Source organism: Streptomyces sp. NPDC051822 (assembly GCF_044452745.1).
Taxonomy (GTDB): Bacteria; Actinomycetota; Actinomycetes; order Streptomycetales; family Streptomycetaceae; genus Streptomyces.
Genome location: NZ_JBITBZ010000001.1, coordinates 130,383 through 142,810 on the forward strand (window position 1 = coordinate 130,383; position 12,428 = coordinate 142,810).

Sequence of the window (12,428 nt, forward strand, 5' to 3'; positions counted from 1 at the left end):
AAGGCTTACCTGACCTGCGGAAACGATCATTGGTAGGACGAATGAGGCCTGCCCCGGGGCCCCGCGACCGGAGGACCGCCGGACGCTCTCTAGACTTCCCGGCATGCGAAAAGAGTCCGTCGACAGTGCCGACAGCGCCGTCAGCGTGCGCGGTCTGGTCAAGCGGTACGGAAGAAAGACCGCCGTCGACGGCCTCGACCTCGACGTACGTACGGGAACCGTCACCGCCGTCCTCGGACCCAACGGAGCCGGCAAGACCACCACGATCGAGACCTGCGAGGGGTACCGCAGGCCCGACGAGGGCACCGTCCGCGTCCTGGGCCTCGACCCGGTCGCCGACGCGGCGGCCCTGCGCCCCCGGATCGGCGTGATGCTCCAGTCGGGTGGCGTCTACTCCGGCGCCCGCGCCGAAGAGATGCTCCGCCACATGGCGAAACTCCACGCCCATCCCCTGGACGTCGACGCCCTCGTCGAGCGGCTCGGCCTCGGCTCCTGCGGCCGCACCACCTACCGGCGCCTCTCCGGCGGCCAGCAGCAGCGCCTCGCGCTCGCCATGGCCGTCGTCGGCCGCCCCGAGCTCGTCTTCCTCGACGAGCCCACGGCGGGACTCGACCCGCAGGCCCGCCGCGCCACCTGGGACCTGGTGCGCGAGCTGCGCGCCGACGGCGTGACCGTGGTCCTCACCACGCACTTCATGCAGGAGGCGGAGGAACTCGCCGACGACGTCGCCATCGTCGACGCCGGCCGGGTCGCCGCCCAGGGCACCCCCGAGGAACTGTGCCGGGGCGGCGCCGAGAACACCCTGCGCTTCACCGGACGCGCGGGACTCGACCTGGGCTCCCTGCTCAAGGCGCTGCCCGACGGCACCGCCGCCGCCGAGCCGCTGCCGGGCACCTACCGGATCACCGGCACGGTCGACCCGCAGCTGCTCGCCACGGTCACCACCTGGTGCGCCCAGCACGGGGTGATGCCCGAGGGCATCTCGGTCGAACGCCACACCCTCGAAGACGTCTTTCTGGAGCTGACCGGCAAGGAGCTGAGGTCATGAGCACCGGCACCTACCTCCCGAAGCCGGGAGCCGCCCCCGTCGGCCGGATGATCGCGGCGCAGACGGCACTGGAGACCCGGATGCTGCTGCGCAACGGCGAGCAGCTGCTCCTGACGGTGATCATCCCCTCGCTGCTCCTGGTGCTCTTCTCGACCGTGGACGTCGTCGACACGGGTGCCGGCGAGGCCGTCGACTTCCTCGCCCCCGGTGTCCTCGCGCTCGCCGTGATGTCCACCGCCTTCACCGGCCAGGCCATCGCCACCGGTTTCGAGCGGCGGTACGGGGTGCTCAAGCGGCTCGGCGCCTCACCGCTCCCCCGCTGGGCACTGATGACCGCCAAGACGCTCTCCGTCCTGGTCACCGAGGTCCTCCAGATCGCCCTCCTGACGGCGATCGCCCTGGGCCTCGGCTGGTCCCCGCAGGGCAACCCCGCCGCCGTCCTGCTCCTGCTGGTCCTCGGCACGGCCGCCTTCTCCGGCCTCGGCCTGCTCATGGCGGGCACGCTGAGGGCGGAAGCCACCCTGGCCGCCGCCAACCTGGTCTTCCTGCTGCTCCTGGTGGGCGGCGGGGTCATCGTCCCGCTGGAGAAGTTCCCCGACGCGGCCCGCTCGGTCCTGGAGCTGCTCCCGATCTCGGCCCTCTCGGACGGCCTGCGGGTGGTCCTCCAGGGCGGCGCGGCGATGCCGTGGGGCGACGCCCTGATCCTGGCGGTCTGGGCGGTCCTGGGGCTCGGTGCGGCGGCGCGGTTCTTCCGCTGGGAGTAACCGTAAGGTTCCGTTCCGCCATATACGCCCCCCTCGTGAAAGCGCGCACAAGCGCCGTCCTACGATAGGGCCCGTGCTGACCCCCCTCGCCTTCATCGCCAGGCGCTGGACCCCGTCCCCCGGGACGCTCCGGCGCGCCGCGCTCTCCGCCGTCGTGATGAGCGTGCTCATCATCGTCACGGGCGGCGCGGTCCGGCTGACCGGTTCCGGTCTGGGCTGCGACACCTGGCCCAAGTGCACCGAAGACAGCCTCATCGTGACGCCCGAGCAGGGCTACCGCGGTGTGATCGAATTCGGCAACCGGATGCTGACGTACGTCCTGTCGGCGGCCGTCGGCTGGGCGATCATCGCCGCCCGGTCCACCAAGCCGTGGCGCCGGAACCTGACCCGCTGGGGCTGGGCCCAGTTCTGGATCGTGATGAGCAACGCCGTCATCGGCGGCATCACGGTGTGGATGGGCCTCAACCCGTGGACGGTGGCGGGCCACTTCCTCGCCGCGAACGCCCTGCTCACGGTCGCCGTCATCACCTGGCACCGGACCGGAGAGGGCGACACCGCCCCCCGTCCCCGCGTGCCGCGCCCGGTGCGGAAGCTGTCCTGGGCGATCTCGATCGCCTCGGGCCTGCTGATCGCGCTCGGCACCACGGTCACCGGCGCGGGCAAGCACGCCGGTGACAGCAGCGACGTCCCGCGCATGCCGTGGGACTGGACGGACGCCGCACACCTCCACGCCATCGCCGCCTGGGTCGTCTGCGCGCTCGCGCTCGCCATGTGGCTGGTGCTCCGCGTCGTGGACGCCCCGGTCGACACCCGGGCGCGCGCCCGCGACCTGCTGATCGTGCTGCTGGCCCAGGGCGGGATCGGATACGTCCAGTACTTCACCGGGGTCCCCGAGCTGCTCGTCGCCGTCCACATGCTCGGCTCCTCGCTGATGTGGATCGCGGTGCTGCGGCTCGCCCTGAGCATGCGCGAGCGCCCGCTCCCCGTCGCCGACATCCCGGCCCAGGCGGAGCCGGAGCCCGTGCGCGCCTGACCTCCCCCGCGGTACCTGTACGGACCGACCGGGTCTACCGGCTCCCCGCGAGCCGGTAGACCCGTCGCGCGTTTCCGGACCCGATCATCGTGGCGACCCGCTGGGCGTCCGTACGGGACCAGGCGCCGTCCATGACCCACTCGCCGAGCACCCGGCCGACGGCGGCGCGGAAGACGCTCGCGGCGACCACGTGGAGTTCGGGAAGTCCGTGGGCGCCGCTGGAGAACAGCAGCTTGCCGAACGGAGCCCGCTCGAGGACCTCGGCGAGCACGGCCGCCGCCCGCGCCCCGGTGTGCGCGAGGACGGGGCCCAGATCCGCGTACACGTGCGCGTGCTCCCCGGTCAGCCGCGCGGCGGCGCGGTGGTACGGGTAGGCGTGCAGCAGGACGAGGTCGGTGCCGAGTCCCGTGGTGGCGGCGGCGAAGCCGGCCACCGAGGCCGGACCGCGGTCACCGGTGTGCAGCTGGAGCGGGCGTCCCGTGGTGACCGCGATCCAGAGCAGATGGCGCAGCAGTACGGGGTCGGTGAGCCGGCCGCCGGCCGGGCGTCCGGCGAGCCAGCGCCCCGCCGCCCCGCGCACCTCCCCGGGTCCCGGCGGGTCGGGTGTGTACGCGAGCCCCTGGCGTACGCCCGCCACGGAGGCGAAGGCGACGGCGCCGGCCGCGGCCCCGTGGACGGCCTCGGAGAGGTTGGCCAGAAAGGCCTCGACGGTCCCCGAGGTGTCGGCGACCTGTTCGGCGAGAGGTTCCAGGCGGACGATCTCATGGGCGTCGGCGGCGCCGGTGGCGGCGATCTCGGCGGGACCCGTCAGATCGTCGGGGAGCCCGGTGTCGACCAGATAGGTCGCGATGCCGGAGGCGCGCAGGAGGCGCCGGCCCGTCTCGGCGGCACCGAGTTCACGGCGGCGCGCGAGGTAGCGGGCCGGCGGGCAGTGCGGTTCGAGCCCGAGGAGCGGCGGGCACCAGCGGCGCACGGCGAAGCCGGTCTGGGTGTCGAAGAAGGTGGTGCCCGTGGCGGGCAGCGCGGTGCGCCCGCCGAGCTGGGCGCCGAGGTGGGCCTCGAAGGTGCCGAGGCCGAGTTCCGTGCGGAGCACCCCGTGGCAGTACTGGTCCACCAGGCTCGGCGTGTCGATCATCTCGGGGGGCTCCCTGTGTGGACGAGTCGCGTCTCCACACGTCCTAACGGGTGAGCCCCGCGCGAGGTTGTTGCCTCAGCGGTTGGAGGGGCCGCCGATCTGGATACCGGCCATCCGGGTCCACTCGTACGGGCCGGTCTCCACCTTGGCGGCGAACTCGCCGTCGAACTCCTCGTGGAGGGTGAGACCGGCCTTCTCGGCGGCCTGCCGCGCGATCGCGTGGGTCGGCGCGACGAGGTCGCCCCAGCCCCCGTCGGTGCCGACGAGGACGATCCGGGTGCCCGCCTGGCCGATGTGCGCGAGGTGTCCCTCGGAGCCGCCGTGCTCCTTGGAAAAGGCCTGGATCTCCTTGGCGAGCTTGGCCGCCTTGCGCTCTTCCTGCTTCGTTTCTGCCATGACATCGATGCTACCGACGCGTAGATCTACTGACGACGGCCGGGTCACGTGGCCTATCCCACGTGACCCGGCCGTCGGTCGGGACAGATCATCTGAGCGGTCCACCCCGCCACAAAACCGGCGTACCGCCCGGCGGAGTGCGTGTCAGCGGAGGAAGGGGTCCACCGCGACCGCCACGAAGAGCAGCGAGACGTAGGTGATGGACCAGTGGAAGAGGCGCATCTCCTTGAGCTTCGCGCCCGTGGCGCCCGCCTTGGCGCGGGCGAGGAGCGCGTGCGCCTCCCAGAGCCACCAGCCGCCGGTGAGGACGGCCACGGCCAGGTAGAACCAGCCCGTGTAGCCCAGCGGGGTGAGCAGCAGCGAGACGGCGACCATCACCCAGCTGTAGAGGACGATCTGCTTGGCGACGACCTTGTTGGAGGCGAGGACGGGAAGCATGGGCACGCCCGCGCGGGCGTAGTCGTCCTTGACCTTCATCGACAGCGGCCAGTAGTGCGGCGGCGTCCAGAAGAAGATGACGAGGAAGAGGATGACCGCTGCCCAGGACATCGAGTTCGTCACGGCCGACCAGCCGATGAGCACCGGCAGGCAGCCGGCGATGCCGCCCCAGACGATGTTCTGCGCGGTCCTGCGCTTCAGGATCATCGTGTAGACGACCACGTAGAAGAGGAGCGCGCCGAGCGAGAGGGCCGCGGAGAGCCAGTTGACCAGCAGGCCGAACCAGAGCGTGGAGACCACGGCGAGCGTGAGTCCGAAGACCAGCCCCTCGCGCGGCGTCAGGACACCCGTGACCAGCGGACGCTGGGAGGTGCGGTCCATCAGCGCGTCGATGTCGCGGTCGATGTACATGTTGAGCGCGTTCGCTCCGCCCGCGGACAGGTAGCCGCCGAAGCAGGTGGCGAGCACCAGCCACAGATCCGGCACGCCCTGCTCGGCGAGGAACATCACCGGCACGGTGGTGATGAGCAGCAGCTCGATGATCCGCGGCTTGGTCAGCGCCACGTATGCCTTGACGCGGGCCCCGAACGGCCGATGGCCCCCCGGGCTGGGAGTCAAGACGACCCCTGCGGGTCGGGACTCGACGGCCGTCACGCACACCCCTGACAGAGAAATTCCCAGCAAGCTCCCCGGGTGAAGGCGGGGTGAAGCTTGCGCGTACCACGCCACTGTAGACGTTGCCCAGACACCGATCTTCGCGGGGGTGGGGTCGTGTTGAGGGGGTGTGTCCCACGGTGTGGACACGCCCCGGGAGGCGAACTCACACGGGCGGCGGCAGTCTTGCTGTGTCCGCTCATTTGAGGGCGCGCATACGAAAAGACGCGGGTTCCGGCGGGGGTAGGCTCGACACCGCCGGTACACCCTCAGTCACCGGCTCAAGACATGTGGAGAGGAGCCCTGACCCAGGGTGAGCACTAAGCCGACCACCACAGACCTCGAGTGGACCGAGTTGGACCAGCGGGCTGTCGACACCGCCCGCATCCTGGCCGCGGACGCCGTACAGAAGGTCGGCAACGGCCATCCCGGTACGGCCATGAGCCTGGCGCCCGCCGCGTACACCCTCTTCCAGAAGGTGATGCGGCACGACCCGGCCGACCCCGAGTGGGTCGGGCGCGACCGGTTCGTCCTCTCCGCCGGCCACTCGTCCCTGACCCTCTACACCCAGCTGTACCTGGGTGGCTTCGGGCTCGAGCTGGATGACCTGAAGGCCTTCCGCACCTGGGGCTCGAAGACCCCGGGGCACCCGGAGTACGGCCACACCGCCGCCGTCGAGACGACCACGGGCCCGCTGGGCCAGGGTGTCGCCAACGGCGTGGGCATGGCGATGGCCGCCCGCTACGAGCGCGGCCTGTTCGACCCGGAGGCCGCCACCGGCGCCTCCCCGTTCGACCACCACATCTACGTGATCGCCGGTGACGGCTGCCTCCAGGAGGGCATCTCCGCGGAGGCGTCCTCGCTCGCGGGCCACCAGAAGCTCGGCAACCTGATCCTGCTGTGGGACGACAACCACATCTCGATCGAGGGCGACACCGAGACGGCCGTGTCCGAGGACACGATGAAGCGGTACGAGGCGTACGGCTGGCACGTCCAGCGCGTCGAGCCGCAGGCCAACGGCGACCTGGACCCGGCCGCGCTGTACGCGGCGATCAGGGCCGCGGAGGCCGAGACCGAGCGTCCGTCGTTCATCGCGATGCGCTCGATCATCGCCTGGCCCGCGCCGAACGCGCAGAACACCGAGGCCTCGCACGGCTCGGCGCTCGGCGACGAGGAGATCGCGGCCACCAAGCGCGTCCTGGGCTTCGACCCGGAGCAGACCTTCGAGGTCACCGACGAGGTCATCGCGCACACCCGGTCGCTCGGCGACCGCGGCCGTGAGGCCCGCGCCGCGTGGGAGAAGTCGCTCGCCGAGTGGCGTACGGCCAACCCCGAGCGCGCCGCCGAGTTCGACCGCATCCAGGCGAACGAGCTGCCGGCCGGCTGGGCCGAGAAGCTGCCGGTCTTCGAGCCGGGCAAGGGTGTCGCCACCCGTGCCGCCTCGGGCCAGGTCCTCAAGGCGCTCGGCGCGGTCGTCCCGGAGCTGTGGGGCGGCTCGGCCGACCTCGCGGGCTCCAACAACACGACGATCGACAAGAACTCGTCGTTCCTGCCCGAGGGCAACCCGCTGCCGGAGGCCGACAAGTACGGCCGCACGATCCACTTCGGCATCCGCGAGCACTCGATGGCCGCGGAGATGAACGGCATCGCGCTGCACGGCAACACGCGCATCTACGGCGGCACCTTCCTGGTGTTCTCCGACTACATGCGCAACGCGGTGCGTCTGTCCGCGCTGATGCACCTGCCGGTGACGTACGTCTGGACCCACGACTCGATCGGTCTGGGCGAGGACGGCCCGACGCACCAGCCGGTGGAGCACCTCGCCTCGCTGCGCGCGATCCCGGGTCTGAACGTGGTCCGTCCGGCCGACGCCAACGAGACGGCCCTCGCGTGGCGCGAGATCATGCAGCGCCACACCAAGGTCTTCGGCAAGGGCGCCCCGCACGGCCTCGCGCTGACCCGTCAGGGTGTGCCGACGTACGCGCCGAACGAGGGCACCGTCAAGGGCGGCTACGTGCTGTTCGACGCCGAGGGCGGCGAGCCGGAGGTCGTGCTGATCGGCACGGGCTCCGAGGTGCACCTGGCCGTCGAGGCCCGCGAGCAGCTCCAGGCCGCCGGTGTCCCGACCCGCGTGGTCTCGATGCCGTCCGTGGAGTGGTTCGAGGAGCAGGACCAGGCGTACAAGGACTCGGTCCTGCCGCCGTCGGTCAAGGCCCGGGTCGCGGTCGAGGCCGGCATCGGTCTCACCTGGCACCGGTATGTCGGGGACGCCGGCCGGATCGTCTCCCTGGAGCACTTCGGTGCCTCGGCGGACGCGAAGGTCCTGTTCCGCGAGTTCGGTTTCACGCCGGAGGCGATCGTCGCCGCCGCCCGGGAATCGATCGCCGCCGCCGCGCGCTGACCCGCATACGTACGACTTATTGGAGATGCAATTCTCATGACAGACGCTCTCAAGCGCCTCTCCGACGAAGGCGTCGCGATCTGGCTGGACGACCTCTCGCGCCAGCGGATCACGTCCGGCAACCTGGCCGAGCTGATCGACCAGAGCCACGTGGTCGGTGTCACCACCAACCCGTCCATCTTCCAGAAGGCCATCTCGGAGGGTCACGGCTACGACCAGCAGCTCGCCGACCTCGCGGCCCGCAAGGTGACCGTCGACGAGGCGATCCGCATGATCACGACGGCGGACGTGCGTGACGCCGCCGACATCCTGCGGCCGGTCTTCGACGCGACGGACGGCCAGGACGGCCGGGTCTCCATCGAGGTCGACCCCCGCCTCGCCCACGAGACGACCGCCACCATCGCCGAGGCCAAGCAGCTGGCCTGGCTGGTGGACCGCCCCAACACGCTGATCAAGATTCCGGCCACCAAGGCGGGTCTGCCGGCGATCACCGAGGTCATCGGCCTCGGCATCAGCGTCAACGTCACGCTGATCTTCTCCCTCGAGCGCTACCGCGCCGTCATGGACGCCTACCTGGCGGGCCTGGAGAAGGCCAAGGAGCGCGGCCTCGACCTCGCGAAGATCCACTCGGTGGCCTCCTTCTTCGTGTCCCGCGTGGACTCGGAGATCGACAAGCGCCTGGACGGCGTCGGCACCGACGAGGCCAAGGCGCTGAAGGGCAAGGCCGCCCTGGCCAACGCCCGCCTCGCCTACGAGGCCTTCGAGGAGGTGTTCGGCTCTGCCGACGATGCGACACCGCGCGGTGAGCGCTGGGCCGCCCTCGACAAGGCGCAGGCCAACAAGCAGCGACCGCTGTGGGCCTCGACCGGCGTAAAGGACCCGGCGTACAAGGACACCCTGTACGTCGTGGACCTGGTCGCCCCCGGCACGGTGAACACCATGCCGGAGGCCACCCTGGAGGCCACCGCCGACCACGGCGAGGTCACCGGTGACACCATCCGCGGCACCTACGACCAGGCGCGCGCCGAGCTCGCGGCCGTCGAGCGGCTGGGTATCAGCTACGACGACGTCGTGCAGCTCCTCGAGGACGAGGGCGTCGACAAGTTCGAGGCGTCCTGGAACGACCTGCTCAAGTCCACCGAGGCGGAGCTCCAGCGCCTCGCACCTTCGGAGGCGTAAGCACTTTGAGCGCAGTCCACGGAGCCAACCCGCTCCGTGACGCCGCAGACCGACGGCTCCCGCGCATCGCGGGGCCGTCGGGCCTGGTGATCTTCGGCGTCACGGGCGATTTGTCCCGTAAGAAGCTGATGCCTGCCGTCTACGACCTGGCCAACCGCGGCCTGCTGCCGCCGGGCTTCTCGCTCATCGGCTTCGCCCGCCGCGAGTGGCAGGACGAGGACTTCGCGCAGGAGGTCTACGAAGCCGTCAAGCAGCACGCCCGCACGCCGTTCCGCGAGGAGGTGTGGCAGCAGCTGATCCAGGGGATGCGCTTCGTCCAGGGCGACTTCGACGACGACGACGCCTTCGAGAAGCTGAAGTCCACCGTCGAGGAGCTGGACAAGGCCCAGGGCACCGGCGGCAACTTCGCCTTCTACCTGTCCGTGCCGCCGAAGTTCTTCCCGCTCGTCGTCCGGCAGCTGAAGAAGCACGGCCTGGCCGACCAGAAGAACGGCTCCTGGCGCCGCGCGGTCATCGAGAAGCCCTTCGGGCACGACCTGGTCTCCGCGAAGGAGCTCAACGAGGTCGTCCACGAGGTCTTCCCGCCCGACGCGGTCTTCCGGATCGACCACTACCTCGGCAAGGAGACCGTCCAGAACATCCTGGCGCTCCGCTTCGCCAACACGCTCTTCGAGCCGATCTGGAACCGGTCGTACGTCGACCACGTGCAGATCACCATGGCCGAGGACATCGGCATCGGCGGCCGGGCCGGTTACTACGACGGCATCGGCGCCGCCCGTGACGTCATCCAGAACCACCTGCTGCAGCTGCTCGCGCTGACCGCGATGGAGGAGCCCGCCTCCTTCGACGCCGACGCGCTGGCCGCCGAGAAGACCAAGGTCCTCGGCGCGGTGAAGCTCCCCACGGACCTCGGCAGAACCACGGTCCGCGGCCAGTACGCGGCCGGGTGGCAGGGCGGCGCGAAGGCCGTCGGCTACCTCGAGGAAGACGGCATCGACCCGCAGTCGAAGACCGACACCTACGCGGCCGTCAAGCTGGAGATCGACAACCGCCGCTGGGCGGGCGTCCCCTTCTACCTGCGCACCGGCAAGCGGCTCGGCCGTCGCGTCACGGAGATCGCGGTCGTCTTCCAGCGCGCCCCGCACTCCCCCTTCGACCACACCGCGACCGAGGAGCTCGGCCGCAACGCCATCGTGATCCGGGTGCAGCCCGACGAGGGCGTGACGGTGCGGTTCGGCTCCAAGGTGCCCGGCACCCAGATGGAGATCCGGGACGTCTCGATGGACTTCGCGTACGGCGAGTCCTTCACGGAGTCCAGTCCCGAGGCGTACGAGCGGCTCATCCTCGACGTCCTGCTCGGCGACTCGAACCTCTTCCCGCGCGTCGAGGAGGTCGAGCTGTCCTGGAAGATCCTCGACCCGATCGAGCAGTTCTGGGACAAGCACGGCAAGCCCGCGCAGTACCAGTCCGGGACCTGGGGTCCGGTCGAGGCGGACGAGATGCTCGCACGAGACGGACGGAGCTGGCGCCGGCCATGAAGACCGACCTGACGGACACCACGTCATCCAAGATCAACAAGGCGCTGGTGCTCGGGCGGCGGGCGATCGGCACGCCGGCCGTCGGCATGGTGCTCACCCTCGTCATCGTCACCGACGAGGAGAACGCCTACGACGCGCTGAAGGCGGCGAACGAGGCGTCCCGCGAGCACCCCTCGCGGACCCTCGTGGTCATCAAGCGGGTCTCGCGCTCGCCGCGGGACCGCGCCAAGGCACGGCTCGACGCCGAGGTCCGCCTCGGCGCCGACGCCAGCACCGGCGAGACGGTGGTGCTCCGGCTGTACGGCGAGGTCGTCGACCACGCCCAGTCGGTCGTGCTGCCGCTGCTCCTCCCGGACGCCCCCGTCGTCGTCTGGTGGCCGGTCAACGCGCCGACCGACCCGGCGAGCGACCCGCTGGGCGCCCTCGCCCAGCGCCGGGTGACCGACACGTACGCCGCCGAGCAGCCCATCCAGGAGCTGACCGCGCGCGCGGACCGCTACACCCCCGGCGACACGGACCTCTCGTGGACCCGGATCACGCCGTGGCGTTCGATGCTCGCCGCCGCGCTCGACCAGGTCGTGTGCGAGGTGACCTCCGCCGAGGTGGAGGGCGAGGAGTTCAACCCGAGCGTCGAGCTGCTCGCGATGTGGCTGGCGGAGCGGCTGAAGGTGCCGGTGCGGCGCTCGAAGTCCGCGGGCCCCGGTCTGACGTCCGTACGGATGGAGACCAGCTCGGGACCGATCGTGCTCGACCGGCCCGACGGCTCGCTCGCGACGCTCTCCATCCAGGGACAGCCGGACCGCGGCGTGGCGCTCAAGCGCCGCGAGACGGCCGAGCTGATCGCGGAGGAGCTGCGCCGGCTCGACCCGGACGACACCTACGCGACCGCACTCAAGTTCGGCATAGAACGGCTGGACGAGGAGGCGGCGACGCTCGCTCCCACGCCGGAGCAGGACGCCGTCACGGCACCGGCCGAGGCCGCCGCGCCCCCGGCCGAGCCCGTGGAGAAGCCGGCGGCGAAGAAGGCACCGGCCAAGAAGGCGGCGGCCAGGTGAGCACTCCCCAGCTGGTCGTCCACCGCGACAAGGAGCTGATGGCCGAGGCCGCGGCGGCCCGGCTGATCACGAAGATCGTGGACGCCCAGGCCGCCCGCGGCTCCGCCTCGGTCGTCCTGACCGGCGGACGCAACGGCAACGGTCTGCTCGGGGCGCTCGGCGCGGCGCCCGCGCGGGACGCGGTCGACTGGTCGCGGCTCGACCTGTGGTGGGGCGACGAGCGGTACCTGCCCGAGGGAGACCCCGAGCGGAACGTGACCCAGGCCAGGGAGGCGCTGCTCGACCGGGTGCCGCTCGACCCGGCGCGGGTGCACGCCATGCCGGCCTCCGACGGGCCCTACGGCGCCGATGTCGACGCCGCCGCCGCCGCGTACGCGGCGGAGCTGGCCGCCGCCTCGGGTCCTGGCGACCACGGCGGGGTGCCGACCTTCGACGTCCTGATGCTGGGCGTCGGTCCCGACACCCACGTGGCCTCTCTCTTCCCCGAGCTGCCCGCGGTCCGCGAGACCGAGCGGACGGTGGTCGGCGTGCACGGCGCGCCCAAGCCGCCGCCGGTCCGGGTCTCGCTGACGCTTCCGGCGATCCGGGCGGCCAAGGAGGTCTGGCTGCTCGCGGCCGGTGAGGACAAGGCGAAGGCCGCGGCCATCGCGCTGTCGGGCGCGGGCGAGGTGCAGGCCCCCGCGGCCGGTGCCTACGGCCGCTCGCGCACGCTGTGGCTGCTCGACGCGGCGGCGGCATCGGAGCTCCCGCGGAGTCTGTATCCGCCGGCTTCGGCCTGACCGACGTA

General features: G+C 71.3%; 11 protein-coding genes. 8 read left to right on the forward strand and 3 right to left on the reverse strand.

All coding sequences use genetic code 11. The annotated features are described in order from the left end of the window. Positions 1 to 103 precede the first annotated feature (103 nt). From ACIA8N_RS00625 to ACIA8N_RS00635, 3 genes are all read left to right on the forward strand, one after another. Entirely contained in the window at positions 104 to 1,048 is a 945-nt protein-coding gene (locus ACIA8N_RS00625) for an ABC transporter ATP-binding protein (protein WP_365782400.1), read from the forward strand. Next, a complete protein-coding gene (locus ACIA8N_RS00630) occupies positions 1,045 to 1,812 on the forward strand; it encodes an ABC transporter permease (protein WP_365782402.1) in 768 nt (255 codons plus the stop codon). The genes ACIA8N_RS00625 and ACIA8N_RS00630 overlap by 4 nt, the downstream gene beginning before the upstream one ends. A 73-nt stretch (positions 1,813 to 1,885) precedes the next feature. After that, entirely contained in the window at positions 1,886 to 2,845 is a 960-nt protein-coding gene (locus ACIA8N_RS00635) for a heme A synthase (protein ID WP_399415381.1), read from the forward strand. A 34-nt stretch (positions 2,846 to 2,879) separates the two neighbouring features. On the opposite strand, the gene ACIA8N_RS00640 is transcribed toward ACIA8N_RS00635, so the two are convergent. From ACIA8N_RS00640 to ACIA8N_RS00650, 3 genes are all read right to left on the reverse strand, one after another. Continuing rightward, a complete protein-coding gene (locus ACIA8N_RS00640) occupies positions 2,880 to 3,980 on the reverse strand; it encodes an amidohydrolase family protein (protein ID WP_365782404.1) in 1,101 nt (366 codons plus the stop codon). A gap of 75 nt (positions 3,981 to 4,055) precedes the next feature. Continuing rightward, positions 4,056 to 4,376 carry a hypothetical protein gene (locus ACIA8N_RS00645; protein ID WP_030205952.1) on the reverse strand — a complete coding sequence of 107 codons (321 nt, stop codon included), beginning with the start codon at positions 4,374 to 4,376 and terminating at the stop codon, positions 4,056 to 4,058. Positions 4,377 to 4,520: 144 nt separating this feature from the next. Further along, entirely contained in the window at positions 4,521 to 5,468 is a 948-nt protein-coding gene (locus tag ACIA8N_RS00650) for a heme o synthase (protein WP_365782406.1), read from the reverse strand. Positions 5,469 to 5,781: 313 nt separating this feature from the next. On the opposite strand from ACIA8N_RS00650, the gene tkt reads away from it, so the two are divergent. Genes tkt through pgl form a run of 5 tightly spaced genes read left to right on the forward strand, consistent with a single transcriptional unit; the run spans position 5,782 to position 12,420 of the window. Next, complete coding sequence (gene tkt / locus ACIA8N_RS00655; protein ID WP_365782408.1) at positions 5,782 to 7,869, forward strand: transketolase; 2,088 nt, start codon at positions 5,782 to 5,784, stop codon at positions 7,867 to 7,869. 36 nt (positions 7,870 to 7,905) lie between these two features. Continuing rightward, positions 7,906 to 9,048 carry a transaldolase gene (tal, locus tag ACIA8N_RS00660; protein WP_365782410.1) on the forward strand — a complete coding sequence of 381 codons (1,143 nt, stop codon included), beginning with the start codon at positions 7,906 to 7,908 and terminating at the stop codon, positions 9,046 to 9,048. 5 nt (positions 9,049 to 9,053) lie between these two features. Then, positions 9,054 to 10,586 (forward strand): glucose-6-phosphate dehydrogenase, encoded by a 1,533-nt coding sequence (gene zwf / locus ACIA8N_RS00665; RefSeq protein ID WP_365782412.1) that lies wholly within the window; start codon positions 9,054 to 9,056, stop codon positions 10,584 to 10,586. Beyond that, a complete protein-coding gene (gene opcA, locus ACIA8N_RS00670; protein ID WP_365782414.1) occupies positions 10,583 to 11,641 on the forward strand; it encodes a glucose-6-phosphate dehydrogenase assembly protein OpcA in 1,059 nt (352 codons plus the stop codon). Before zwf ends, opcA begins: the two co-directional genes overlap by 4 nt. Next, positions 11,638 to 12,420, forward strand: a complete 783-nt coding sequence (pgl, locus tag ACIA8N_RS00675; RefSeq protein WP_365782416.1) for a 6-phosphogluconolactonase — start codon at positions 11,638 to 11,640, stop codon at positions 12,418 to 12,420. The genes opcA and pgl overlap by 4 nt, the downstream gene beginning before the upstream one ends. Positions 12,421 to 12,428 lie beyond the last annotated feature (8 nt).